This window comes from Mycobacterium paragordonae, from assembly GCF_003614435.1.
GTDB lineage: Bacteria > Actinomycetota > Actinomycetes > Mycobacteriales > Mycobacteriaceae > Mycobacterium > Mycobacterium paragordonae.
The window spans coordinates 2,501,916-2,523,951 of record NZ_CP025546.1 but is presented as its reverse complement, the minus strand read 5'-3'; the positions used below and the strand labels follow the sequence as shown (position 1 = coordinate 2,523,951).

General features: G+C 64.5%; 30 protein-coding genes and 4 tRNA genes. 13 read left to right on the top strand and 21 right to left on the bottom strand.

The genetic code is table 11. The annotated features are described in order from the left end of the window. Positions 1-88: 88 nt before the first annotated feature. The 3 genes from C0J29_RS11815 to C0J29_RS11805 all read right to left on the bottom strand — a co-directional run bounded on the left by C0J29_RS11815 (position 89) and on the right by C0J29_RS11805 (position 1,638). A complete protein-coding gene (locus C0J29_RS11815; protein WP_120792430.1) occupies positions 89-457 on the bottom strand; it encodes a SpoIIAA family protein in 369 nt (122 codons plus the stop codon). An 82-nt stretch (positions 458-539) separates the two neighbouring features. After that, positions 540-1,352 carry a polysaccharide deacetylase family protein gene (locus tag C0J29_RS11810; RefSeq protein WP_162951617.1) on the bottom strand — a complete coding sequence of 271 codons (813 nt, stop codon included), beginning with the start codon at positions 1,350-1,352 and terminating at the stop codon, positions 540-542. 211 nt (positions 1,353-1,563) lie between these two features. After that, positions 1,564-1,638 (bottom strand) — tRNA-Val (locus C0J29_RS11805). A gap of 180 nt (positions 1,639-1,818) precedes the next feature. Between C0J29_RS11805 and C0J29_RS11800 the strand changes: the two genes are divergently transcribed. The 6 genes from C0J29_RS11800 to C0J29_RS11775 all read left to right on the top strand — a co-directional run bounded on the left by C0J29_RS11800 (position 1,819) and on the right by C0J29_RS11775 (position 3,570). Beyond that, positions 1,819-1,891: transfer RNA gene (locus tag C0J29_RS11800), tRNA-Gly, on the top strand. A gap of 27 nt (positions 1,892-1,918) precedes the next feature. Then, positions 1,919-1,992, top strand: a tRNA-Cys gene (locus tag C0J29_RS11795). A 14-nt stretch (positions 1,993-2,006) separates the two neighbouring features. Beyond that, positions 2,007-2,081: transfer RNA gene (locus C0J29_RS11790), tRNA-Val, on the top strand. Between the two features lie 105 nt (positions 2,082-2,186). Next, entirely contained in the window at positions 2,187-2,507 is a 321-nt protein-coding gene (locus tag C0J29_RS11785; protein ID WP_120792428.1) for a hypothetical protein, read from the top strand. Beyond that, positions 2,504-2,833, top strand: a complete 330-nt coding sequence (locus tag C0J29_RS11780; RefSeq protein ID WP_163761732.1) for a hypothetical protein — start codon at positions 2,504-2,506, stop codon at positions 2,831-2,833. Before C0J29_RS11785 ends, C0J29_RS11780 begins: the two co-directional genes overlap by 4 nt. Positions 2,834-2,844: 11 nt before the next feature. Further along, entirely contained in the window at positions 2,845-3,570 is a 726-nt protein-coding gene (locus C0J29_RS11775) for a hypothetical protein (protein WP_120792426.1), read from the top strand. A 16-nt stretch (positions 3,571-3,586) separates the two neighbouring features. Here the strand turns inward: C0J29_RS11775 and C0J29_RS11770 are convergent, their stop codons facing one another. From C0J29_RS11770 to C0J29_RS32790, 11 genes are all read right to left on the bottom strand, one after another. Further along, positions 3,587-4,591, bottom strand: a complete 1,005-nt coding sequence (locus C0J29_RS11770; protein WP_120792425.1) for a cytochrome P450 family protein — start codon at positions 4,589-4,591, stop codon at positions 3,587-3,589. Between the two features lie 331 nt (positions 4,592-4,922). Then, positions 4,923-6,383 (bottom strand): phage major capsid protein, encoded by a 1,461-nt coding sequence (locus tag C0J29_RS11765; protein WP_120792424.1) that lies wholly within the window; start codon positions 6,381-6,383, stop codon positions 4,923-4,925. Between the two features lie 6 nt (positions 6,384-6,389). Then, entirely contained in the window at positions 6,390-6,917 is a 528-nt protein-coding gene (locus C0J29_RS11760) for an HK97 family phage prohead protease (RefSeq protein ID WP_120792423.1), read from the bottom strand. 199 nt (positions 6,918-7,116) lie between these two features. After that, a complete protein-coding gene (locus tag C0J29_RS11755; RefSeq protein WP_162951442.1) occupies positions 7,117-7,293 on the bottom strand; it encodes a hypothetical protein in 177 nt (58 codons plus the stop codon). Between the two features lie 23 nt (positions 7,294-7,316). Beyond that, positions 7,317-7,661: a hypothetical protein gene (locus C0J29_RS32795; RefSeq protein WP_162951441.1), complete on the bottom strand. Its 345-nt coding sequence runs from the start codon at positions 7,659-7,661 to the stop codon at positions 7,317-7,319. Positions 7,662-7,936: 275 nt separating this feature from the next. Then, complete coding sequence (locus C0J29_RS11745) at positions 7,937-8,209, bottom strand: hypothetical protein (protein WP_120792420.1); 273 nt, start codon at positions 8,207-8,209, stop codon at positions 7,937-7,939. Further along, entirely contained in the window at positions 8,206-9,663 is a 1,458-nt protein-coding gene (locus tag C0J29_RS11740; protein ID WP_162951440.1) for a MarR family transcriptional regulator, read from the bottom strand. The genes C0J29_RS11745 and C0J29_RS11740 overlap by 4 nt, the downstream gene beginning before the upstream one ends. Continuing rightward, entirely contained in the window at positions 9,656-10,027 is a 372-nt protein-coding gene (locus C0J29_RS11735; protein WP_120792418.1) for a hypothetical protein, read from the bottom strand. Before C0J29_RS11735 ends, C0J29_RS11740 begins: the two co-directional genes overlap by 8 nt. Continuing rightward, a complete protein-coding gene (locus tag C0J29_RS11730) occupies positions 10,024-10,215 on the bottom strand; it encodes an excisionase family DNA-binding protein (protein WP_120792417.1) in 192 nt (63 codons plus the stop codon). Before C0J29_RS11730 ends, C0J29_RS11735 begins: the two co-directional genes overlap by 4 nt. Before the next feature lie 520 nt (positions 10,216-10,735). Beyond that, entirely contained in the window at positions 10,736-11,875 is a 1,140-nt protein-coding gene (locus tag C0J29_RS11725) for a tyrosine-type recombinase/integrase (protein WP_120792416.1), read from the bottom strand. A gap of 157 nt (positions 11,876-12,032) precedes the next feature. Beyond that, a complete protein-coding gene (locus C0J29_RS32790) occupies positions 12,033-12,317 on the bottom strand; it encodes a hypothetical protein (RefSeq protein WP_162951349.1) in 285 nt (94 codons plus the stop codon). Positions 12,318-12,412: 95 nt separating this feature from the next. Between C0J29_RS32790 and C0J29_RS11720 the strand changes: the two genes are divergently transcribed. Next, entirely contained in the window at positions 12,413-12,757 is a 345-nt protein-coding gene (locus tag C0J29_RS11720) for an amino acid aminotransferase (RefSeq protein ID WP_120792415.1), read from the top strand. A gap of 57 nt (positions 12,758-12,814) precedes the next feature. On the opposite strand, the gene C0J29_RS11715 is transcribed toward C0J29_RS11720, so the two are convergent. Continuing rightward, on the bottom strand, positions 12,815-13,606 hold the full coding sequence (locus C0J29_RS11715; protein WP_242460416.1) for an alpha/beta fold hydrolase: 792 nt from the start codon (positions 13,604-13,606) through the stop codon (positions 12,815-12,817). Between the two features lie 242 nt (positions 13,607-13,848). On the opposite strand from C0J29_RS11715, the gene C0J29_RS11710 reads away from it, so the two are divergent. Next, positions 13,849-14,118 carry a hypothetical protein gene (locus C0J29_RS11710; RefSeq protein WP_174814836.1) on the top strand — a complete coding sequence of 90 codons (270 nt, stop codon included), beginning with the start codon at positions 13,849-13,851 and terminating at the stop codon, positions 14,116-14,118. A gap of 121 nt (positions 14,119-14,239) precedes the next feature. On the opposite strand, the gene C0J29_RS11705 is transcribed toward C0J29_RS11710, so the two are convergent. The 3 genes from C0J29_RS11705 to C0J29_RS11695 all read right to left on the bottom strand — a co-directional run bounded on the left by C0J29_RS11705 (position 14,240) and on the right by C0J29_RS11695 (position 16,180). Next, positions 14,240-15,094: a serine hydrolase gene (locus C0J29_RS11705; protein ID WP_162951439.1), complete on the bottom strand. Its 855-nt coding sequence runs from the start codon at positions 15,092-15,094 to the stop codon at positions 14,240-14,242. 25 nt (positions 15,095-15,119) lie between these two features. Then, positions 15,120-15,776 carry a DUF732 domain-containing protein gene (locus C0J29_RS11700; RefSeq protein WP_082993989.1) on the bottom strand — a complete coding sequence of 219 codons (657 nt, stop codon included), beginning with the start codon at positions 15,774-15,776 and terminating at the stop codon, positions 15,120-15,122. Positions 15,777-16,036: 260 nt separating this feature from the next. Next, positions 16,037-16,180: a hypothetical protein gene (locus C0J29_RS11695; protein WP_162951438.1), complete on the bottom strand. Its 144-nt coding sequence runs from the start codon at positions 16,178-16,180 to the stop codon at positions 16,037-16,039. 189 nt (positions 16,181-16,369) lie between these two features. Between C0J29_RS11695 and C0J29_RS33680 the strand changes: the two genes are divergently transcribed. Then, positions 16,370-16,594: a DUF2510 domain-containing protein gene (locus C0J29_RS33680; protein WP_065161781.1), complete on the top strand. Its 225-nt coding sequence runs from the start codon at positions 16,370-16,372 to the stop codon at positions 16,592-16,594. A gap of 70 nt (positions 16,595-16,664) precedes the next feature. Here the strand turns inward: C0J29_RS33680 and C0J29_RS11685 are convergent, their stop codons facing one another. After that, on the bottom strand, positions 16,665-17,618 hold the full coding sequence (locus tag C0J29_RS11685) for an alpha/beta fold hydrolase (protein ID WP_120792413.1): 954 nt from the start codon (positions 17,616-17,618) through the stop codon (positions 16,665-16,667). A gap of 238 nt (positions 17,619-17,856) precedes the next feature. Beyond that, positions 17,857-18,186, bottom strand: coding sequence for a DUF732 domain-containing protein (locus C0J29_RS11680; protein WP_120792412.1), 330 nt, complete (start codon positions 18,184-18,186; stop codon positions 17,857-17,859). A 129-nt stretch (positions 18,187-18,315) separates the two neighbouring features. On the opposite strand from C0J29_RS11680, the gene C0J29_RS11675 reads away from it, so the two are divergent. The 3 genes from C0J29_RS11675 (at position 18,316) to C0J29_RS11665 (ending at position 20,171) form a co-directional block, all read left to right on the top strand. Continuing rightward, the gene (locus C0J29_RS11675) at positions 18,316-19,044 is read left to right on the top strand and encodes a Clp protease N-terminal domain-containing protein (protein WP_120792411.1); all 729 of its coding nucleotides are present in this window, start codon (positions 18,316-18,318) and stop codon (positions 19,042-19,044) included. A 79-nt stretch (positions 19,045-19,123) separates the two neighbouring features. After that, positions 19,124-19,648: a hypothetical protein gene (locus C0J29_RS11670; RefSeq protein WP_065043198.1), complete on the top strand. Its 525-nt coding sequence runs from the start codon at positions 19,124-19,126 to the stop codon at positions 19,646-19,648. A gap of 25 nt (positions 19,649-19,673) precedes the next feature. Continuing rightward, entirely contained in the window at positions 19,674-20,171 is a 498-nt protein-coding gene (locus C0J29_RS11665; RefSeq protein ID WP_242460632.1) for a GNAT family N-acetyltransferase, read from the top strand. Here the strand turns inward: C0J29_RS11665 and zapE are convergent. Beyond that, positions 20,149-21,243, bottom strand: a complete 1,095-nt coding sequence (zapE, locus tag C0J29_RS11660) for a cell division protein ZapE (RefSeq protein ID WP_120794687.1) — start codon at positions 21,241-21,243, stop codon at positions 20,149-20,151. The genes C0J29_RS11665 and zapE overlap by 23 nt on opposite strands. On the opposite strand from zapE, the gene C0J29_RS11655 reads away from it, so the two are divergent. Continuing rightward, positions 21,242-22,036, top strand: a complete 795-nt coding sequence (locus tag C0J29_RS11655; protein WP_120792410.1) for a pyrimidine reductase family protein — start codon at positions 21,242-21,244, stop codon at positions 22,034-22,036. The genes zapE and C0J29_RS11655 overlap by 2 nt on opposite strands.

Here is a 22,036-nt window from a genome sequence, read left to right as displayed (position 1 = left end):
TCCCCGCGGCCCTCCTCGCACCCTTTCAGCAGCCGCTGCGTTGGTGACGCGAAAGCCAGCCTCTAGTTATATATCCGGTCTCGGGCCCTCAGCCGGCCGCCCACTCCTTGGCCTGCTCGAGCGCATCGATGCCGAACACGGCAAGCTCACCCGGAACGATCCACGCGAGGGCGTGCAGAACGTGCCCGACCCACTCCAGGTCGGTCACGATCGCGATCCGCTTGAAGGCCGAATGATGCGGCAAGACGGTGCCGAAGCCCAGCTTCAGGTCCTCCATCAGCCCGCCCGGCCCGAAACCCTCGTAGTCCGACGGGATGACCTCGACGAGCCTGATCTCACCGGTGTTCAGCCGCTCCTGCAGGCTGGGCTTCATCTCGCGCAGTTCATCACCGCTCAGCCGTCCCGATACGCGGATGCCGGTGACTCCCTCCGGCATATCCGGCAACATTTCAATCATCGGATTCTTCTTTCTCTGTCGGGGTGGTTAAACCCCGCCGCCCAGTCAACCCGTGCCGAATCGCGTGCGCAACGGCGTGTGATTATCCGCGTAATCCTGTTGTGCTGCGTGCGATCTCGGGGCGAAGGAAGACGTCGTTGAGGGTCACCGTGCGTAGTTTGCGCGCCCGGATGATGTCCACCAATTGTCCGTAGACGTGAGTGACCGGAGCGTGGTTGAGGTGGCCGATCACGATGTTCTGTGGGGCGAAGTATTGGTAGGCGAGCCTGACGATGACGTCCTCGGGTATCAGCGCGGAGTCCCGCAGGTCGCCGCTCCACAAGGTGGGAGTCTGATAGCCCAGGTCGGCGGCTACCGCGTCGACGGCGGCGTTGTGGTGGCCGTACGGCGGGCGGAAGTACGGCGCGGCATCGACGCCGTAGGTGTTGCGCAGGAATGCGTCGGTGCTTTTCAGTTCGCCGGCGATCTGATTCGGCGTCAGTCGGGTCAGGTCCGGATGGGTCCAGGTGTGGTTGGCCAACTGGATCTGCCCGGATTCGACGAGTGGTTTGAGTTGCGCCGCGTTCTCGGTCCAGGAGCGATAGCCGCCCGTGACGAAATAGGTGAGGCGCACGCCGGTGTCCTTGGCGAATTGCGTGTAGAGCCGGACCACTTCGGTGTCGACGCCGTCATCGACCGTCCAGGCCAGCAGGTCCCCGTGTCCGGGAAGTTGCTTCAGCACCGTGCCGCGGGGCAGCGCCACCCGGGCTGCTGGGTCGGGCGGCGGCAACACATTCGGCGGTAACGGGCCCGGATCGGGCGCCGCGCCGAGCACGTCGGCGTGCGCCGTTTCTGCCGCCGCGAAGGTTGCGGCAACGGTTGCGGCGATGGCGACCAGGAACCGCCGCCGGTCCAGTCCGCTCACCTGTGCACTCCTCGGCCCGTGGCGCCCACAATCCGCCAAGTGCCTGACAGGCTAGGCCGCCTGACGGATGGATTTCGGCTGCAGGTGGCGGGGTGTCGCGGTCAGGTATGAACTTGTGACCTGCGGTTAGTCAGCGCGCAACCGGGGGTCACGGGTTTTGGCGCGGATTGCGCCTGGAAGGGAGGTGAGCTGGTGAGTTTGGTGGTGGTCCCGGCTGGGATCGAACCAGCGACCTTCCGCGTGTGAAGCGGACGCTCTTCCACTGAGCCACGGGACCGGCGCCGAGTAGGCGAACGACGTCGAACATTAGCACGACCGCCACTTGGAGCGGGCGGCCCAGGTGTTCGCGGGCCGGTCGCAGGTCCTCCGCGACACGGTCTGAGCAAGGAATTTGTGTGGGCACGCTCACTGGACTATCGTCGTGCTTCGCACCGGGCGACGATCTCGCCCGTTGCGCGCGGATGTAGCGCAGTTGGTAGCGCATCACCTTGCCAAGGTGAGGGTCGCGGGTTCGAATCCCGTCATCCGCTCGAAGGTGCAAATGGCATCAATCCAGCGGTGGAGTGGCCGAGTGGTGAGGCAACGGCCTGCAAAGCCGTGCACACGGGTTCGATTCCCGTCTCCACCTCCAATTTCGATCCCCCAGCGCGATTAGCTCAGCGGGAGAGCGCTTCCCTGACACGGAAGAGGTCACTGGTTCAATCCCAGTATCGCGCACCAGCTTTCACGCAGCTCAGGCCCGGTTTTTACCGGGCCTTCGCTGTCTCCGCGCAATAAACGCGCAATAGGCCCGGTCGGATGCGGCAACACCGGGAGGTTCCTTAAATGACGCACACCATGCCCGCCAACCCGTTCCCTGATGTCGCTCTGCCGCCCGCCGCGGTAGGCGGCGAGGTTTGGGACCGTCATGCCCCGGCCCACCGGGTGGTCTGGGGCGTTGACCGCACCACGACCGATCACCCCGCCACGGTGCACACGTCAGCCATCCAGTTGGCCGACGGCAGCATCGACGTCGTCGGCAATATCGAAGCGCCGCAGGTGTTCCTGCATCTAGGCGACCGCGGCGGCTTCAACAGTGACCAGGCGCGAGAGTTGGCCGCCGCGCTGCTTGAGGCCGCCGCGGAGTTGGACGGGTGGACACGATGACCGCGACTGCCTGCACCGTGCAGTGGTGCAAGTACGGTCCCGATTGCAAGGGCGAGCACTGGACGATGATCTACACCCCTGCGACACATCGCAGCGCCTCGCTCATGGTCGGCTGTGGTGTCGACTGGAACGAAGCTGACGATGGCAATCACCCTTCAGTCGTCGTCCACATCGACGGCGGTTCGGACAGCGACGTCGACACCGATGCGCACCTTGGCCTGTCCCAGGCCATCGAGCTTCGTGGCCTACTCGACCGCGCTATCGCCATCGCGTCGGAGGTGGTAGGTATGGATTATCGCGAGACCCTGACGCGCCATATCGTCTAGCGTCGTATGTCATGGCCGATCGTCCTAACCTGCGCGAGCAGGCAGCACAAACATGGGCGGCGTACGAGGCTGACAGGGCTGCTTATGAGCGCGCCTTTAGACCCGCGGCGACGATGGAAGCCTTGGCGCTGCGCGTAATCGGAGGGTGGGAAAGCCTGCTCGGGGACGTCAATTTCACCCGCTTCCATTGCGCTGGCCATCAAGCTGGACCCCTCGATCAGGAGCGCCTGCCAAAAGCCATGCGCGACGTCGCCAACGTGTTGCGCGTGCGCTGGCCCCATGATCAGTGGTCGAACATGGCGGCAAAGGCGAAGTTCGGTCGCGACATGTTGGCACACATGCTCTACATCACCTCAGTCACCGGGGAGCGACCAGAGCGAATAATGAACGTGGTACTTCTTGGGCGGGCTGGCGAGCCGCGGAAGGCTGCCGATGGAAACCCGAACGAACTTTCGTGGCGTGACGAGACCTGGTCGCAGCAGACGCGTCACGTTGCACCGATTCGGGAGCAAGCGCTGATTGAGACTCTTGAAGGCATCAAGTGGATGATCGACTGCTGCCGAGGATTGCTGCGGATCGGAGACTTACTTGCCGATGAGTCTGCGTATCTACCCGATGAAAAGGTCATCGACAGCTATATCTGGCAGGTGAACTGGTGGCTTCCAGAGTGGGGTAACCCTGAGACGACGGAACTGACTGTTGGCCACATCCGACTCAAGCCCGGGGAGAAAAATTGACAGCGGCTTGTCCGCGCTAGCTCGACCAGCGCAGCGGAAGTTCGCGAAGGACCTGCTTTAAATCTCCTGACCCGAGGTACCGGTCCGGGTAACGCAACCAGGGGACGTAACCCGGCTCAACGTCGAACACCGGAATGCGGCAGAGCCACTCGTCGATGAATGCGACCAACAGGCTGCGAACGAAATGGCCCGCCGGGCAGCGGCGCGGTCCTACCCCGAATGCGTAGTGGCAGTGCCGGCCATCCATCCGCAGTTCGTTGCTCGACATCTCGTCGGAGTCGTCGCGGTTGATGTAGCCCATCTCTAGGAGCAGGGTTGCGCCCGCCGGAATCGGCACGCCTGCCACCGTGACCGGCTCGGCAGTCCGGCGTCCGGCCACTCCACCACCTTCCAGGCGAAGCACCTCGTTGACGAACACCAGTTGATCCTGGGGGTTGGCGCGCAGCCGGTCGCAAAGCTCAGGACGCCGTGCCAGCTCCAAGAGTGCGGCCCCGATGGGTGTCATCAGAAAGACGATCGAGGGCCAGATACCCGACACCACCATCGATTGGATTTCCGCGTCGGGAAGGTGTGGAGCCTCCCGGGTGATCTGCGAGATGACGTCCGCGCCGGGGTCGTGCCGCCGCGTAGCGATCAATCCTGCGCGCAAATGCAGCTCGAGCGGATCGGTGTCGATACGGGCGTCTGCGTGGCGCAATCCGCACATGTCCCAGAACACGGCCAATACGAATGGCCAGGCCACCTCACTGATCCCGTCACAGCCTGCGCGCGCGGCCACGCCGTCGATGATGTCCGCGGCCCGCTGCCGCAGCGACGGCAACATCGACGCGGTTGCGGCGGTGTCAAGCAGCCGCACGAACAGGTCATGCTGATCTTTGGTGATCGGCAATCCCGTGACCGGCGAGGTTCCCGCCGGGGGGAACATCTGCGGGTTCCGCAGCACCGCCAGCATGTCGGGCCGGCGGGTTAAGCAGTACACCCCGTCGCCAACCATCCCGACTGGGCCGAGGTCGCGCCGCATGGCAAACGCCGCCCCTCGGTCGACTGGGAACAACTCGTGGTAGGCCGGTGAAAGTTGCTGTTGTACAACGTGATTCGCTAATGCCATGCAAGCGAATCCTGTTGGTATATGGCCGATTTCGCGAGGGAAAAAAGTGCGACGGTCGTGCAGTGACACGCCGCGCTGGGGGGGCGGTCGGTGGGGGTACCGCGTTTGCGATGCCCCACCCACCCCCGGGTCTCCTCGAAGTGATTGCAGCGCAGCATAATCCATCTAACCTGCGCTTTCTGCCGTCTGGAGGCATGGACACAACCACCTTCCCGACTGCAATGGGCCGCAAGGACCAGTCGGATTAGGCGGTCGTGGTCACCTTCAACACGCGGAAGGCGTTGTTGACCAGAACGTCCGAGCCGGTGCGGAACCAGGCGAAAAAGCCGCGCTGTCCGGTCGGTCGCCTGTTGGCTCCGAACACGGTTTGCACCAGCTCGATGGTGGATCCGATCCGATCCGAGATAACCATCTGGCTCCAATCGCCCAGCACCAGTGGGTACACGGTGTCGGTCACCGCCGCGTTGACGCTCGCCATGTGGCTAACCTCGAAGATCGGCCGCCCGCACAGCATCGGCGGGTTGTCCTGCAGCGAGGGAAACTTGAGCGCTCCGGCGCTCGTCTCCGCCTGGCGCAAAACATTCGTTGTGGTCAAGTTCGCCGCGAACGCCGAATTCGCCTGGAAGCGGGCAGGTAGCGCCGATTGCAGGGCGAACGGGTCAGCGGCTGCAACCGTTTCACTTCCGGCTCCGTTGACCGTCCATGTCGGGACGCCTGTCAGCGCGGGGATAAACCCTGTGGGTTGGCCGGTTCCGCTGCCGTTGACGTAGGCCGCGGCGGTGAGCTGTTCGACCGAATCCATGAGCAGCCGGCCGATTTCGCTGACGAACCCGATTCCGTCGCCTTCCAGCTCGATGCTGAACGGCACCCACGCGCTGCCCCGGTAGTTCGGGACGGCGGGCTGTTCGAGCGCAGGTGAGTCGTCGGAGACCTCTGCCGCTTCGGCGTACCAGTGCGCGTCGACCCCCTCAGACGACACGAAGTGGTGAACGTCGGACACGGTTTGCACAACCCGCGCCATCTGGCGCAGCGGATTCGCCGAGCCGTCGCTGGACAACAGGATTGCTGGATCGAGCTGAGCCGGTGCGAGGAACCCACCTGCGGTGTCGGTCAGCGACATCGCCCGCTCAGCCTGGACTTGCGCTGCGGTGCGCCACGCCTCGGCCTCGGGGCCGGTGAACAGCGTATGCCCCATCTCGGGGTTGGCGACCTTCTTGACGAACGCCCGCAGGTAGTGCTCGGAGCCGGTCGCGGCCGCCCACCGGGCAGCCCACGAACGGGCTTGTGGCGCACCAGTGGTCACCAGCCGCTCGATGGCCTCGGCCCCGCGGGCGACCATCGTGCCGTCCTTTACCGAGCGGTCCAGCACGCGCATCGCGGCATCACGTTCCCGGTTAATGACCGGGTGGTCCTCATCGCCCGCGCGGGGACGCTCGTAGCCGGGCAACGGACTGCCGTTAGTGCGCCGCATTCCGGCTTCACCTTCCAGCGCCAGGGTGGAGTCACCGGCCGCGAAGCGGCGCACCATGTCCCGCGCTGCGGTGTCGCGCTGTTCCTGCCGCTGGCGCAGCGAGTCGGCGTGCCGGGTCAGCGCTTGGAATCTTTCAGCGTCAGCGCCGGCCAAATCGCCGGTGGTGGAGTCGAGCAGCTCTTGCGCCGCAGCGCGGGTCTGCTCAATGGTCATGTGCTCAATGAGCTCGGTCATATTGTTTCACCAATCAAGAAGCGACAGCCGGGCTTCGGCTATCGAACGGGGAATGACAAGAGACTGCGATCGCACGCCCGCGACTTCGGCGCCCGAGTAGGCAGCGACGCCGACCAAGCTGACTTCGAGCAGTGCGGCCTCGTCGCGCACCGTCACGCCATTGTCCCGATGGTCACGCATGCCCCTGAAGCCAACTGAGAATGAGTCGGCCACACCGGAGCGGACCAGCTCGAGCGCCTCGTTGCCGGCGGCCGTGTCAGCCACCAAGAACTCTGCGTGAACGCCGTCGCCCTCGTCGCGCAGTGACGTTGCTTTGCCGATGGGCAGCCGTCGAGTGTCGTGGCCGATGAACAGCCGCACTTTGTGGCCGCGTTCGGTCAGGGAACGCCGGAAAGCGCCTGGCGCGAACCGCTCCCGGTATTCGCCATAGCCGTCGTCAACCGAGATGGTCTCGCCATAGGGCACGACGCGGCCGTAAATGGTTCTACCCGAACCCGGTTCAAGGGTCGCGGTGCGAAACAGAATGCTGCTCAACGGTCACCTACTTGGACATGCGGAAATCGCAATGTGCATGGTGACCCGTGTCCGGGTTGGCCGCCCCTGCGGCTCCCGGCGCTTCGGAGATACCGAGCTGGGTTCAGCATACCCGACCCAGCCGACAAGCCCCATTTTTTCGGTGAAACCTGTTCTCGTGCACGTTCGGACACCGGGGCGGTGTCGGAGGGGATCGCGTTCACGGCGCGACCCCACCCCCCGGTACCTGCATGGTCAGCAGCACGCCGAGCAGGGTGATCACCTCAACCAGCTCGTCCCTGCTGAGGTTGCGCGTCCAGCTTTCAATCGCGGTCGGATACAAATCACCCATGTTCGTCGCAGCGATCGTCACACCGCGGAGTGCCTTGATGGTCACTGAGTCGATCGGAATGTACTGCCTCACTGGGAGTCCTCACCGGAGTCGTCAGTCGATGCGGATCGCCAGATGTCGCCCACCGGGTCACTGTCGTAGGCCTCCGGGTCGTAATCGTCGAGGTTGCCGAGCAACTGGGTCAGCTCAGCGAAGGTCTGCGCGTCTCGGCGATCCATCGCCTCCCGCGACAGCTGCGCAATGACGTACAGCTCGGCGACGAACGGGAACAGCAACCGCAGAAGGGAGGTGAGCTGCTCGCGGTCCAGGCCGGCCGTTGCCAGTGCAACGGCGGTCGGTGCGCTGACCGGGTCGTCGGTGTGCTTGGCATACCGGATCAGTTCGAGCGCAGCGGAGATGGGGGTGTTGGTCATGGTTGAGGTTTCCTTCTCACCTTTGGGTGGTCGGTCGGTCCAGGCGATTACGGTTCCTGCGAGGACGCCGGTCACGGTGTTGCGTGGCAGGGTTGCGGCCCATTGCCGGCAGTCAGCCAACGCGGGGCATCCTTGGCAAATAGCGACTGCCTCGGCCGCCAGATCGTTATGGTGGGGGTGCGTGCCGGGCCGCAAGTCGAACAATTCCCACCGACCGCGGCAGCGTGCGCCGGGCAGGGCGGGCGTTTTCAGGGCAGCGAACAGTTCTGGCAAGCTCACCGGTACACCACCTGTAATTCGGCGTCGTGGTCCCGGCGCGCCCAGTAGCGCAGGCAGTCGAGCATCCCGTCGGAACCGTGTGCCATCGCCTCTTTAGCGCGCTGTTTGCCTCGGCGCGCCCACTCGCGCGGAAGGCGCATCCGGCCGTCGACAATCGGCAACGCTTTGACTGCGGCTACATCGACACCGAACGCCAGGGCCATCGCCAGCGCGTCCATCATCGGTTCCCCGTCGACTTCGCGGAGTGTGATGGTAAAGGTGTCGGTCATCGGTCGGTACCTCCTGTTATTGCAATGCATTTGGGCTTATGCCCTTGAGTGGCAACGTGGCAGCCGCATTCGTCGCAGCGGCCGGGACCGGTTGGTGGGGTGAATCCACCGCCGTTTTCTTGGTCAGATTCCACCGCAACACCGCAACACTCCTGTTCAGGCGCGGTGCCTACGGTTGCGAGTTGCGTTGGGTCAGGTAGCAGCGCAACGGATTCGGGTAACGGGTCACCCACTACCCAGCGAGCTGGCTTGCCTCGCTTGTCTTCTAAGTTGCGTAGGTAGCCGCCTTCGGCCGCCACTCGCAGCCGGCGTGTGGCGTTCGACTTGTCGAGGGCCAGTTTCTTGGCCACCGCGCGAACGGACACCCCCTCGGATGTCGCAAGTGCGGTTACGGCTCCCACGGTCTCGCGTACCGTCTCTGAGACTGTTGTCCCGACGCCCTCGGCCATGATGTCGGCGACCAGTTCCCGTACCACCGTGTAGTCATCAAGGGTCGCAATGATGTGGCCGGATTTGTCGCGTTCGCGGCTGGCCTGGTGTAGTACCGCATGGGCACGGATGAGTGCCAGCAGCGATCCGAAGTCCCGCCGCAGCCGTACGGCCACGGGTGGCACCGATTGTGCCAGTCGCCGGGCGTAGGGGATGGTTACTCGATGCTCAGCACTGGCTAGCCACCGTTGTAGGTCGTGCCATCGCTGAAAGTCGCTGCCGCCGTTAGTTTCGTCGGCCAGCTCCAGGAGCACTCGGGCAGTCTGCTCACGAGAATCGTTGGTGGCGAGGGACAGAATCCGTGTTTCGTTTTCCGCATGAACCTTTGTCTTGGTCGTGGTGAAAATGAGGTTGGTCGGACCCTCTTTCACAATCTTTCTCGTGGTGAAGTTCCCGTCTTTGCCGCGGACGGTGACTTCGTAGTCGATTCGCCCCTCGGACAACAGTGACCGGAGAAAGTAGCTGGTCATGTCGTCCTCGACACCTTCGCGGAGCGCGGTGACCTCGTAAATGATGATGGTGCGGTGTGCGTACTCTTCAGTCGAATAGACCAGTGCGCGTTCGGACATCGCCGTGAACTCGGTGTAGCAGTCGGGCGGAAACAACCGAGACACCGTCTCGACTGTGTACGACTTTCCCGACGCCGAGTGTCCTTTGACTCCTGCGGAGACCTGCTTGTCGAGCAATCGTGACGTGAGCACGAGATAGAGGGTCTGCGCTAAGCGTTCTTCCCCCACCAGGCCGCGAGCACGCACCTCTTCGGCCACAACGTCGAGAATGCGGCGCAACACCGCAAGCGCCGGCATCGCAGTTGAGCTGGAGTGTTGCGGTGTTGCGGTGGGTTCCGAGGGGGTGTAATTGGGCTCGGCACCTCCAGTCCATGGAGACGTCGCGGCTTTACTGGGGGCATACTTCCCCGACAACCCAATATCCCGGCCGCGGGCAATCAGCTCGGCCTCAGTCATCAACGGCCACCTTGTACTCGGCCGCGAGGCGTTCAACCGTCCCCCGCATCTCAGGCGGGAGTTGGCACCAGACGCGCCGCAGCGCATCGTTTGCGCCGCGCTGAAAACCTTCTCGAAAACCCAATGCTCGCAGGCCTGTCGAGGGCTGGTGGCAGCGGAGCTCGCCTGGATAAGCCGGGTCGCCACCCATCAGCCGGACGGCGGCCTCACGGCGTTTCCGTGACCCGCTCAGCGCGTCGAATCGTTTAGACTGAGTGGCGGTGGTGATGGTGTCGTGAGATACCTGATGGTCAGCCCCAGTGCACTGGGAAGCGCTGGGGCTGACTTCTTTTTCAGGCGGCCCCGCGTCGGTGGCGTCGGTCATGCCGCACCGCCAAACGGCTTCATAGCAGCGTCGATTTCGTCGACGCGCAATCGAACTACGCGGGTGCCGGACCGGTAGGCACGCAAACGCCCATCTGCGATCATCTGTCGTACAGTTCGGGACGTAACGCCGAGATACTCGGCCGCCTCAGCTTGCGTGATATAGCGCTGTCTTGTTGATGCAGGCATTGCTTCTCAACCTCTTTGCATGAGAGGCGAGCCGCCTTTAGAGGGCGACTCAGAGAAGCCGGCGCTATTGCGCTGCTACGGGATACGGAGCCCGCTCGCTGGCTTTAGCATACTGGCACCATGAGGCGACATGTGGAGCGACACGACTAAAGCTGGACGCACCTACGCAATTGGTCGATCGAGACTTCGGCAATCCCGCTACTCGTCAGCTCGTCGAAGGCCTGCGTTGCTCTCTGCCATCGCAGCGTCAAACCCGGCAGTTCGAGGCGGATGGGTTGTTCGCCTTCATATATGAGGGGAGTTGACCTGAACGGCGACCCCATTGAGAAACCGTGCTCGTCTAGCTCGGCATCAATGCGCTTCTGGCCCCTCCGGCTTGGCGGCTTTAACAAAGCCACCCATCGTTCAGGCAGGGCGGGGCATTGGGGGGTCGCCTCGCTGGCCGGCCAACGCTCGAAGATTTGAATCGTTCGACCGCGAGCATCGACAATCTTGATCGCCGCAGTTGCGACCGGCCTTGTCATCGAACATCACCGTTGTCTGCGAGCTTACTTAGCAGAGCCGCAATCTCACGATCACGACCACCGGCGATGTGCTGGTACTTCAATGCCGCCCCAGCGGTGGAATGCCCTAGACGACCCATTAGTTCCGCGAGGGTGGCGCCCGTGGCCGCGGCGAGTGTCGCGCCCGTGTGCCGCAAGTCGTGCACACGCAGGTCGGGCCTTCCAGCCTCTTCCCGTGCCTTGTAGAACATCCGGTACAACGCCGAGGGCGCCAGGTGTCGTGTGGGGTCGGTGACCGACGGGAACAGCAGCGAGTCCTTGAAGCCCTGGACGTGCCGGCGCAGGTGCGACTCGATCATTGGTACCAGGTGCGGCGGAATCGCGATGTCCCGCATACCCGCAGCGCTCTTCGGTGTCGTCACCTTGAAGTTGTCATTCACCCGTACAACCGCACGGCGGACACGAACGACTTCCTCGGAGAGGTCAATATCCTTGCGGCGCAACTCGGTCAGCTCCCCGAACCTCAATGCCAACCATGCGGCCATGAGGATCAGCGCTTGATATGCATCGGGCATCGCGTTGGCAATGGTCTCGATTTCGCTGAGGGTGGCGGGCCGGATCTTGTGTACGCGGCCGGACGTTGTCGCGCCCCTGATTCGGCAGGGGTTGGAGTCGATCAGGTCATCTGCGTGCGCAGTCGACATGATCGACCGCAGCAGGGAGTAAGCATGCGCGCGCATCGTGGGCGTACCGACGGCTGTGACGGCGTACCAGCGGCGCACGGCGGCCGGGGTGATGTCGCGCAGCTCGGTGTCGCCGAATGTCGGCAGCAGCCGAGAGTCGAGCAGTCTGCGGTAGTGCTCGCGCGTACGGTCCTTGATCCCCCGCTGGCGTAGCCACGCCTCTGCGTACTCGCCGAAGGGCGCGCCGGGGCGTTCCTCTTGCCCGCTTTCCGGCGACCACAGCTCGCGGTCGATCTCGCGCCGGCGGTCGGTGAGCCAGGCTTCAGCGTCGACCTTGGCGTCGAACGTCTTGGGAGCGATGTAGACCTGGCCGTCGGGGCCGGTGTAGCTCGCCTGCCACCGGCCGGAGTTGAACTGTCGGATGCGCCCGAACTTGCGGCGGTCGCGCTTCTTGGTGCCGTCGCGCTGCGTCACTGTCGTCTCCCATCCGCGCAATAAACGCGCAATAAGAGACTACGTCACGTTCCGCTTGCTTCCGTTTAGCTCCGGCGTTACTGTTACGTGTGTCGCCTGGTCAGAGGCTTTCTGGGCAGGTCAGACAGTATCTCGCCGGCCTGTAGATGAAACTGGTTCAATCCCAGTATCGCGCACCACGTTCTAACTGCGGTTTCATCCGCAAAATCAGTCCGCGTGAACTCAATGTGAACTGCTCGGCGCAAACCTGAAAGGTTTCGCCATGTCCACTACCGCCGCCGAAACGGCGCTGAGCGACCACCTGCACGACGCCCGTAAGCATCTTCTGCACGCCTATGTCGCCGTCGATGAGTCCCACCGCGATGTTGTCGGCGCCCTCATCAACGACGTTGACCAGGTGTTGGCCGACGTGACTGCGCGGCATTTGCGCCGTTCCTGCCATATGCCCGCTTCCGGCATTTGCGCTGCTAGCGACATATGTCTGAGGTTCGTTGCAGCCCTTGGCAATTCGCCATTTTCGTGGGTTAGCTTGGCGGCATGAAAACTCCCAGCAGCACCCCACCGACCGATCCCGAAACCGCAGCGCTGGACTACCTTGTTCGCATCGGCGAAGCCGTTCCCAAAGCGACGGCCCTCGCCGGTGCGCTGCGCGACGTCGCCGGCGCCCTGCACGTCGAGGGCGCACTTGCCGGCCTCACCACCGCCGCCGATGCACAGCTCGCCGCCGCGACTATCGCCGAGGCGGCCTGCACGGCCGACGATCCCGTCGCCGCGCCCAGGATCCGCGCCGCCGCGATCCGTGCCGGGTGCTGGGACTGCGCCAATACCGACGGGCTCGCCCAGCCGCTCGACGGCGCCGCAACCGTGCTGGACGTGATGTGAGCGGGCCCGCGCCGCGATCGTTCCCGCCGGCGTGGGCCGGCCTGGTCGACGCCATCCTCAGGGCCTGGGCTGTTCGTACAAACGGCAACGCCCGATGAGGATCTCTGCCAGCCGTTCAGGTTCACTCACCATCAGCATGTGGCAGGAGTCGATCTCAATGAGCGTCTGCACTCCGCCAAGCGCGGCGATGCACTCGCGTTGAATCTTCATCGAGACGGCGCGATCACGCCGAGTGAGTATCCACGTACGTGGCACATCGTCGGGCATACCACTGCGGTCAACTTTTTCAATCATTATTGAGGGTGATTCCTGACAGGACCCAGCCAGCGTGAACCTGCGCTGTGCAGGAGTCATTCCGTTGCAGAATACAAACCTCGCAAATGCAGTAGGCAAACCTCCCGGGCGTAATGAACGGGATTTCTGCACATTACGTTTCGCGGTGCGACGTGCGTACCAGCTCAGCGCCCCGGACAACGTGTCCACCAGGGCGCTGCCGTTGGTTGGTACCTGCGCGGTGGCCAGGATCATCTCCCGCACGCGCGCCGAGCCAAGCTTGGTGACAACACCGGGGACGGTCACCCCCGCCAGCGAATGGCCGACGATCACGAGGTCGTCGAGCGCAGCGTTCTCGATGTCCGACACCACCGAATCGACCCACCCATCGATACGAGCCGTGATCAGGTCACCGCCTTTATTTCCCCGACCCGGCAAATCAACGGTGAGCACCTTTAGTTCCGGCTCCAGGATGCGGATCACGTCGATGGTTGGCTCCCAACAATCAGCGGCGAACCCGCCTCCGTGCACGAGAACCAATGCGGGCAATCCCATCGCCAGGTCCTCCTTCAGCATGGTGAGCCCAGGACCGCATCGTAAAGCGTTGCCACGACGGAGCGGTATACCGTATGACACAGCCGCGGCCCTCGACGCCGTAGGGCGGGTAGAGCGGCATCGAGGGCGTCGGCCGGCCCCAATCGTTGAATAGCGTTCGACCAGGCCCGTTGTGTTTAGGCAAACCTGACATCGGGAAACCGACATCTGTCGCGTGTTTCGGGTCAAGCGGCTTCTGCTATTCGGCCTAATTGGGAGTAGTCATGGCCACAATCGTGACCCAGCCGCTGAGATCCGACCCCGCTGAGGGCACGACCAGCAGCGACTTCAAACCCGTCGGTATCGCCGTTGCCGCCATCTGGGCGATTGGGCTGGTGCTAGGAATCATCGCGTTAGCAACCGGGCACCTCGGGGTCGCTCTGATGACGCTGTCGATCGCAGTCGTCGCACCCTTCGTCGGGCTGGCTTGGACATCCTTTTTCGGCAGCTTCCCCACCCCGTTCGACGAGATGGACCAGCACCGCTTTGACTGAGGCCGTTGGCGGCTAGCGGTACACATTCTGCGGTAAGACGCGCATAACGGCCGCGGCAGTGAAGTCCTTCACCCCAATATTTGCGGGCCGAAGGATGGCCGCGACCGCCCACAAGTCGAATTCAGGATTCGTCCATCAGAGTGCCTCTGAGCACTCCACCGATCGAGCGCATTCCTGCTAGCACCGAGTCCCGCAGATCCGGGCCGGCGGCATCCCAATTGGCAATGACGGCATAAGACAGCGAGGTGCCGTTGCGTTCGACGGTGCCCACGTCGGCTCTGACGGCCGCGTCGGTTCCGGTCTTGTTGCGGATGCAGAAGCCGCGATCCGGTTCGGTATGGGCCAGAGGGTCGAGGCCGAATGCAGACGCCACCATCGACAGATCCACGCCCGTCGCCAGCCACGCGTTCAACTGATCCGAGACTGACGGGAAGATGAGCCGCCGGGCAGCCAGGCGACACATGAAGTCGGACAACTCAGCGGCCGAACCCACTGACAACGTCCACACATCGTCGGGCCCACGATGGTCACGAACTCGATCGAGCAGCGCGGTCTGCACGAAACCGATTGCCCCACAGAGCTCTTGGACGCTGCCCAGACCCACCCGGTTCAGCAGCACATTGGCGGCCAGGTTGTCGCTCACGGAGGCGACCAGCACGCACAGATCGCGGACGGAGAGCTGCTGAACTAGCAGATGCTGCCAAACACCCGAATCGGCAACGGGCACAACAATATTGCGACCAAGTAATTCGTTGCAGTCCACCGAGCCCTCGTCGCACTTCCGCGCAACTTCAGCTAACAGAAACAGCTTTCCGACACTGGCAGTCTCCAAGGACGCGTCGCAATTGTGGTGTGCGATCCGGCGGCCGGCAGCGTCCCGAATACAGATCGACCAATTGACGTCAGGCGTGCTGCCGACGGTGTCGCTCACAGACCGGTGCAGCGCGGCGTGCGGCATCGGCAGCCCATGCGACATCAGAGCACCGTAGATTGGCCGAGCGTTACGGCGCCAGTGTGATGATCCCTGGTTCCATGGGCGGCGGTAACGGAGAAGCCCCGCCAGTGCCACCTCCGGTGCCTCCGCCCCCACCGCCACCCCCGGGCGGAGGACCGGTAACCGGAGGCGCCGCCTTCCTCGGCTGAGGCGGGACCACTGCCGGCGGTGGCGTGAGGTTCTGCGCCTCGGCTCCCGGTCCCGGCGGAGTCGGAATTTCCGGATTCGACACTTTAATCCGCGAAGAGGCCAGCACCACAACATGTTTCGGCTGAGTCCAGCCTGCGGGATTAGTGGAAGCCCCGTGTCCCCGATTGTTCGGGCAGTAGGCCTCCACCGACGCGTCGAAAAATCTTGTTTCAGTACGCAGGAGGCGGGCCGGGTCGGCGCCAGGGGTGACGTCGTTCGCGGTATCGACAAGCGCTTTTATCAAGGTGTCCGGCGATATGCCGGACGCGAGACCACCGCAGATTTGATGTGCCGTGGCGATGAGGGCCGGCACGCCCGAAAGGGCCGAGACGCCCTTCTGGTCGAGGAGAGCAAGGAACTGATCGTCCTGACCCGGGTCGGCCGAGGCTGCGCCGGCGTGCACGATTGCGGCGCCTTGCAGCAGGGAGACAGCGGCGAATAAGGACCCGGCAGCGACGGTGATGCGGGTGAACATAGCAGGGCTCCGATTTGCTCGAGGCGCAGTAATCTAGCCCCCGGCAACACCGGGAGTTAGCACTAAGTTTACCTTACGTTAACCATTAAAATCAGCCTGCGCCCAAATTCGGCGAGTCTTCTAGCCCCCGCGAAGCGTGCTGAGGGAGACGCGGAAGGGCGACCGATTACCGGTCGCAGATCTGTTGCAATCCCAGTGCCCGCAACAGAGTTCGTGCGGCGAAGGCGCTGTCCGGAGCCTCCCTCATGCGTCGTCGGCCGCTACCAGACCCACTCGTCATCCTCGAGAACATCGACGGTGACGTCGTTGTCGGCGGGCCTTCGCGTTCCGTAGCGGAAGGTGAGCATGGTGCGGTCCCGGTCAAGCGGCTCGGTTTCGACGACGGTGGCGTGCCCGATCGTCATGCGGATCCTGTCTCCGGGCTTCAACTCGTCAACGCGTTTGAGGGTCACACTCCCCCATCAGCGCCGATGAAACCCCTTCTGCCCCCGCCATGCTGTTGATAATTCGCCGCACCAAGACTCTGACGCAACCCCGGCCTCGCCCACCAGCGTTGCCGCGTGGGCGGCGTCCACCTGGAAGAATGAATACTCATGTCACTGCTTGTGATCCTGTTCGTCGTCGGCGTGGCCGGGATCGCCCTTGTTGGCGGACTCGTCGCGCTGGTGGTGCGCCTGACGAGGTCGCCCACAACACAGTCCTACGTCCCGCACGCCTGGCAATCGGCCGCGGGTTGGTACCCCGACCCGTCGAATCCGACTGTGTTGCGTTACTTCGACGGTCAGAACTGGACACCGGCCACCAAGCCCGGCGGGTAAGGACCGACCCGCAACGAAAGCCGGCACCGCAACGAAATCTGCTGCGGTACAACGACAATCGGTGAGCGCCCTACGCCGTCAACGATTCGATGACTTTGACCAACTCGTCGGGAGCTTCCCAGTTCAGCGCGTGCCCGGCCTCGGCCACGGTTACTAGTCGCGCACCGGGAATGCCGTCGGCCATCCGGCGCGAGTGATTGGGCGGCGTGGTGCGGTCCGCGGCGCCGACCATGACCACGGTCGGCACGGTGATCTCGCCAAGCCGCGGATAGCGGTCTTCACGCGAGAAGGCGCGCACGATCGGCAGCAGCGGCCCGTGTTCGTCGACGTGCTGGCGGAAGCCCTCGGTGAACACCGAGACCATTGCCGGGGACGGGCGCTTGCCGCATTGCGCCGCGCCGAACAGCACCCCCACCGTCCGGTAGCGGAGCATTCGCTGCAGGATTCCGCGTTCCAGCAGCGGGATCTGTACCTTGTTCTGGGGCGCTCCGTCCATGACACGGCCTGCCCACGTAGCGAACAGCACCAGCCCCCGCAACCGCTGCGAGACGTCAGCATGGTCCAGCAAGGCGCGGATGCTGACGAAGCCGCCCATCGAATGGCCGACGAGCACCGCGTCGGAAACGTCGAAATGTTGCAGTACCGCGGCGATGTCGGCCGCCATGGGATGTGAGCCGATCCCCTCAGCGCCCAGCGTGGACCGGCCGTGACCCCGTTGATCGAAAGCGATGACGCGATATCCGCGCTCTAACAACGCATCCCACACGACGTTCCATTCGGCCAGGGTGACGGTATAGCCGTGCACGAGCACGACCGGCGGCCCCTCGCCCGCTGCCAGGGCGCGCAACGCCGTCCCGTCGGGGCGGGTGATCGTGACCTCCTCGCCCTGCGGTTCGGCGAGTAGTTGTTCACGGGTGAGGGGGTCCGGGTTGCGTTCGATCCACTCGACGACCGCCCGTAGGCCGGCCCAGCCCAGCAAGCCGGTGGTTCCCAGTGCCGCGCCCGCGGCCAACCCTGTTCTCATCGGCGGTAGTCCTGCGTCATCACGTCATCCTTCCTCGCGCATGCGGGTGCCCTCAGCTCTCATTGGTATACCGGGTGCGCGCGTACTGGCTAGACAGGCGTTCCCAAGGGGCGTAAATACGCTGCGCTCCAACACTTTCACTGCGCCTCCGGCAATGACGGCTGGACGCGGTGATATCACCGGCGCTAGCGAGTTCGACGCGAGAGTGCCACTCAGCCGCGCAAAAGACGGCTGAGGCTCAGCCGCCGTTGCCGGCCGGCTGCGCGGGAGGCAACTGCGCCGGGCAGTACACGCCGGCCGAGATCGCCGTGAACCGGGCCGCGTTCACCTGCGTGAGACCAGGGTTGCCGTCTTGCAGGACTTTGACCACCTCGACCCCGGACTTGCCCTCGTTGGCCATCTCGCACACCTTCTTGCCGGCCGCGATCGCGCTCTCCGGGTCCTTATAGGTGAGGCCGGCGGCCCCCAGCGAGACCAGAAAGGCCTGATCCTGGTTGGCATCCGCGTGCGCGGGCGCCGCCACACCGATAAGAGCTGCGGCACAGGCTGCGTAGACAACGATTCTCATAGCCCTGCGATTCTCCCAAACCCGAGGTCAGGCCGCACCTCGAGCGGCGGCGAACGAAAGGTGAATTTTCCACCCACAGCGTCAACCCGAGGTTGACAGCCCAACCATCGTCAACCTAACGTTGACGGCATGGTCGAGCCCACCAAGATCACCCATCCCGTCCGCCTTGACGAGCTGATCGACACCATCAAGAAAGTCCACAGCGACGCCCTGGACCAACTCAGCGACGCCGTCCTCACCGCGGAGAGTCTCGGCGAGGTCGCCGATCACCTCATCGGGCACTTCGTCGATCAGGCGCGCCGCTCGGGTGCCTCCTGGACCGATATCGGCAAGGCCATGGGAGTCACCAAACAGGCCGCCCAGAAGCGGTTCGTCCCCAAGGCCGACGCCACCCCGCTGGACCCGGAGCAGGGCTTCTCCCGGTTCACCCCACGGGCCCGAAACGCCGTCGTGGCAGCGCAAAATGCCGCACACAAAGCCGGCAACGACCTGATCACCCCCGACCATCTGCTACTCGGCACACTCGGCGACCCCGCGGCGCTGGCCACCGTGTTGATCCGTCAACAGAAAATCGACGCCGAAGCCCTGCAGAAGTCCGTGCAGCTTCCCGCCCCCAGCGACGAAACCCCCACCCTGATTCCGTTCAGCGGCCCTGCTCGCAAGGTCCTCGAGTTGACCTTCCGCGAGGCACTTCGGTTGGGCCACAACTACATCGGAACCGAGCACCTGTTGCTGGCACTGCTCGAGGCCGAGGACGGCACCGGCCCACTGCACCGGGCGGGCGTGGACAAGGAGCGCGTCGAAGCCGATCTGGCCACCGCCCTGGAAGCCTTCACCGCTCCCCCAGCCCAGACCTGAAGGGCCCAACCCTGCCCGCGGCAAAGCCGCGTATGAAATCATGCGAAGGTCCGGAGAACAGGCAGCCCAGGAGGCAAAGATGCACCGCTGGCTGATCGTCCTTTCCGCCTTCCTCGTCACGGCGGCGGGGGTGCTGTCGGTAGACGCCGCCCTGCCCCGCGCGCGGGCCGGCGACGCACCGATCGGCCACATCGGCGACACGTTGCGGGTGGACACCGGGACCTACGTCGCCGACGTCACCGTCACCAGCGTCGTACCGGTCGACCCGCCACCAGGATTCGGGTACACGCGCAGCGGCGTTCCGGTGAAAAGCTTCCCGGACAGTTCGGTGAACCGAGCCGACGTGGTGGTGCGCGCGGTCCGGGTGCCCAACTCCTTCATCATGGCAACCAACTTCAGCTTCGACGGCGTCACGCCGTTCGCCGACGCATACAAGCCGCGGCCGTGTGACGCACCCGACTGGCTGGACGCCGCCCTGGGCAACGCGCCGCAGGGTGCGGTGGTGCGGGGCGGCGTGTACTGGGACGCCTACCGCGACCCGGTATCCGTGGTCGTGCTGCTCGACCGCAAGACCGGTGAGCACCTCGCGCAATGGAACCTCTGACCTGCCCGACGATCTGCCCGACGATCTGCCCGAGGTAGACCCCGCCGGCCCCGCGGACGCCGACGCTCTCGCCGCCCTTGCGGCACACACCTTTCCGCTGGCATGCCCACCTTCCGTGGCACCCGAGCACATCACCGCGTTCATCGACGCCCACCTGTCCCCCACCCGGTTCGCCGAATACCTGGCCGACCCGCAACGCGCAATCCTGGCCGCCCGCTACCAAAGACGAATCATCGGCTACGCCATGCTGGTTCGAGGCACACCCGACGAACCCGTCGAGCTGTCAAAGCTCTACACACACCCCGACTTTCACGGCACCGGTGTTGCCGCGGCGCTGATCACAGCCGCTCTGGCCCAGGCCGCCGCATGGGGTGCCCGCCGGGTCTGGCTGGGCGTCAACCAACAAAATCAACGGGCACAACGCTTTTACGCCAAGGTGGGCTTTATCGTCAGTGGCACCCGAACCTTTCAGCTCGGTCCCCACCTGGAGAACGATTACGTCATGACCCGGGAGGTCGGGTAGTCAGCGCGAGCAGCCGAGAGGTGGCCCGCAGATACTTCTTCCGGTAGCCACCGGCCAGCATCTCCTCGCTGAAGATGGTGTCCAGCTTGGCCCCGGACGCCACCACCGGAATGCCGGCGTCATAGAGCCGGTCAGTCAGCGCCACCAAACGCAGCGCCACGTTCTGGTCGTCCAGACCGTGCACACCCGTCACGAACACCGCCGTCACACCCTCGATCAGAGTCAGGTAGCGCGACGGGTGCATGGTGGCCAGATGCGCGCACAGCGCGTCGAAGTCATCGAGGGTCGCCCCCGGGACATCCGCGGCGCGGGCGGCGACCTCGTCGTCACTCAGCGGCCGCGGCGCCGGCGGCAGATCGCGGTGCCGGTAGTCCGGACCCTCGATCCTTACCGTGGTGAAAATGCTTGCCAGGGTGTTGATTTCGCGCAGAAAATCCTGAGCGGCGAAGCGTCCCTCACCGAGTTGCTCGGGCAGTGTGTTGGACGTCGCGGCCACCGAGACGCCCCGCTCGACCAGCGTCGACAACATCCGCGAGATCAGCGTGGTGTTGCCCGGATCGTCCAACTCGAACTCGTCGATGCACACCGCGGTGTAGTCGGCCAGCAGGTCGATGCACTCGGCGAACCCGAACACTCCGGCCAGTTGGGTCAGCTCACCGAAGGTCGCGAACGCCTTCGGACTGTCGGCGACGCCCGGTCCACTTCCCGGCAACTGGTAATAGGCCGACGCCAACAGGTGCGTCTTCCCCACCCCGAACCCGCCGTCCAGATACAGGCCGACACCGGGCAACACCTCCCGCCGGCCGAACAGCTTCTTGCGGCCGGCCCGGCGCTCCTGCGCCTGCCGGCAGAACTCCTGGCACGACACCACCGCCGCGGTCTGAGTCGGCTCGGCCGGATCCGGCCGATAGCTCGCGAAGCTCACCTCCGCGAACGTCGGCGGCGGCCGCAACTGGGCGATCAACCGCTCCGGTGACACCGCCGGACGCCGATCCACCAGATGACCCACCGCGGCCGAAGAGGTGGACCCGTGCATGGTGGCACTGTAGCGACGTGCTGCAATCGACCTCATGCCCGACTTCGAGGCCGGCATCGCATCCGGCCCGGCCGCCGAGACGTCCCTGAAACTCCTGGGGTCACAGCGCGAACTCGATCACGGCGAAATACCGCAGCTCTACGGCTATCCCGAGGGCAGCAACACCTGTGTGCGGGCGAACTTCATCACCAGCCTGGACGGCGGCGCCACTGTGGAGGGTCTGTCCGGCGCCCTGGCCGGGCCCGGCGACCGGACCGTCTTCGTCGTGCTGCGCGAACTCGCCGACGTGATCGTGGTCGGTGCGGGAACGGTGCGTTCGGAGGGCTACTCGGGTGCGCAGCTGAGCGTGGGGCAGCGTCAACAGCGGCAGGCCCGCGGCCAGAGCGAAATCCCGCCGCTGGCCATCGTCACGAAGTCGGGCCGCCTGGACCGCGATCTGGGGGTGTTCACCCGCACCGAGGTACCGCCGCTGATCCTCACCTGCACCGCGGCCGCCGACGACACCCGGCGTCACCTCGTGGGACTGGGCGCCGAGGTAATCGACTGCTCGGGCGACGATCCCGCCGAGGTCGACGTATCCGTCCTGGTCTCCGCCCTCAACGAGCGGGGCATGCGCTGCGTGCTGACCGAGGGCGGCCCGACGCTGCTCGGCGCGTTCATCGAAGCCGGCCTGCTCGACGAGCTGTGCCTGACCATCGCGCCGCTGGTAGTCGGCGGTGAGGCGCACCGGATCGCGTCGGGGCCGGGACAGGTGGCGACGCGGATGCGGTGCTCCCACGTCCTGACCGACGACGCCGGCTATCTCTACACGCGCTACGCCAAGAGCTAG

What these genes read in the sequence shown, in the direction of transcription:
- C0J29_RS11815 (WP_120792430.1), bottom strand. Translation starts at nt 457, where the DNA reads ATGATTGAAATGTTGCCGGATATGCCGGAGGGAGTCACCGGCATCCGC.
- C0J29_RS11785 (WP_120792428.1), top strand. Translation starts at nt 2,187, where the DNA reads ATGACGCACACCATGCCCGCCAACCCGTTCCCTGATGTCGCTCTGCCG.
- C0J29_RS11780 (WP_163761732.1), top strand. Translation starts at nt 2,504, where the DNA reads ATGACCGCGACTGCCTGCACCGTGCAGTGGTGCAAGTACGGTCCCGAT.
- C0J29_RS11775 (WP_120792426.1), top strand. Translation starts at nt 2,845, where the DNA reads ATGGCCGATCGTCCTAACCTGCGCGAGCAGGCAGCACAAACATGGGCG.
- C0J29_RS11770 (WP_120792425.1), bottom strand. Translation starts at nt 4,591, where the DNA reads ATGCGGCGCGACCTCGGCCCAGTCGGGATGGTTGGCGACGGGGTGTAC.
- C0J29_RS11765 (WP_120792424.1), bottom strand. Translation starts at nt 6,383, where the DNA reads ATGACCGAGCTCATTGAGCACATGACCATTGAGCAGACCCGCGCTGCG.
- C0J29_RS32795 (WP_162951441.1), bottom strand. Translation starts at nt 7,661, where the DNA reads ATGACCAACACCCCCATCTCCGCTGCGCTCGAACTGATCCGGTATGCC.
- C0J29_RS11745 (WP_120792420.1), bottom strand. Translation starts at nt 8,209, where the DNA reads ATGACCGACACCTTTACCATCACACTCCGCGAAGTCGACGGGGAACCG.
- C0J29_RS11740 (WP_162951440.1), bottom strand. Translation starts at nt 9,663, where the DNA reads ATGACTGAGGCCGAGCTGATTGCCCGCGGCCGGGATATTGGGTTGTCG.
- C0J29_RS11735 (WP_120792418.1), bottom strand. Translation starts at nt 10,027, where the DNA reads ATGACCGACGCCACCGACGCGGGGCCGCCTGAAAAAGAAGTCAGCCCC.
- C0J29_RS11730 (WP_120792417.1), bottom strand. Translation starts at nt 10,215, where the DNA reads ATGCCTGCATCAACAAGACAGCGCTATATCACGCAAGCTGAGGCGGCC.
- C0J29_RS32790 (WP_162951349.1), bottom strand. Translation starts at nt 12,317, where the DNA reads ATGGCAGGAACGGCGCAAATGCCGCGCAGTCACGTCGGCCAACACCTG.
- C0J29_RS11720 (WP_120792415.1), top strand. Translation starts at nt 12,413, where the DNA reads ATGAAAACTCCCAGCAGCACCCCACCGACCGATCCCGAAACCGCAGCG.
- C0J29_RS11715 (WP_242460416.1), bottom strand. Translation starts at nt 13,606, where the DNA reads ATGCTGAAGGAGGACCTGGCGATGGGATTGCCCGCATTGGTTCTCGTG.
- C0J29_RS11710 (WP_174814836.1), top strand. Translation starts at nt 13,849, where the DNA reads ATGGCCACAATCGTGACCCAGCCGCTGAGATCCGACCCCGCTGAGGGC.
- C0J29_RS11705 (WP_162951439.1), bottom strand. Translation starts at nt 15,094, where the DNA reads ATGTCGCATGGGCTGCCGATGCCGCACGCCGCGCTGCACCGGTCTGTG.
- C0J29_RS11700 (WP_082993989.1), bottom strand. Translation starts at nt 15,776, where the DNA reads ATGTTCACCCGCATCACCGTCGCTGCCGGGTCCTTATTCGCCGCTGTC.
- C0J29_RS11695 (WP_162951438.1), bottom strand. Translation starts at nt 16,180, where the DNA reads ATGACGATCGGGCACGCCACCGTCGTCGAAACCGAGCCGCTTGACCGG.
- C0J29_RS33680 (WP_065161781.1), top strand. Translation starts at nt 16,370, where the DNA reads ATGTCACTGCTTGTGATCCTGTTCGTCGTCGGCGTGGCCGGGATCGCC.
- C0J29_RS11685 (WP_120792413.1), bottom strand. Translation starts at nt 17,618, where the DNA reads ATGAGAACAGGGTTGGCCGCGGGCGCGGCACTGGGAACCACCGGCTTG.
- C0J29_RS11680 (WP_120792412.1), bottom strand. Translation starts at nt 18,186, where the DNA reads ATGAGAATCGTTGTCTACGCAGCCTGTGCCGCAGCTCTTATCGGTGTG.
- C0J29_RS11675 (WP_120792411.1), top strand. Translation starts at nt 18,316, where the DNA reads ATGGTCGAGCCCACCAAGATCACCCATCCCGTCCGCCTTGACGAGCTG.
- C0J29_RS11670 (WP_065043198.1), top strand. Translation starts at nt 19,124, where the DNA reads ATGCACCGCTGGCTGATCGTCCTTTCCGCCTTCCTCGTCACGGCGGCG.
- C0J29_RS11655 (WP_120792410.1), top strand. Translation starts at nt 21,242, where the DNA reads ATGCCCGACTTCGAGGCCGGCATCGCATCCGGCCCGGCCGCCGAGACG.
- zapE (WP_120794687.1), bottom strand. Translation starts at nt 21,243, where the DNA reads ATGAGGTCGATTGCAGCACGTCGCTACAGTGCCACCATGCACGGGTCC.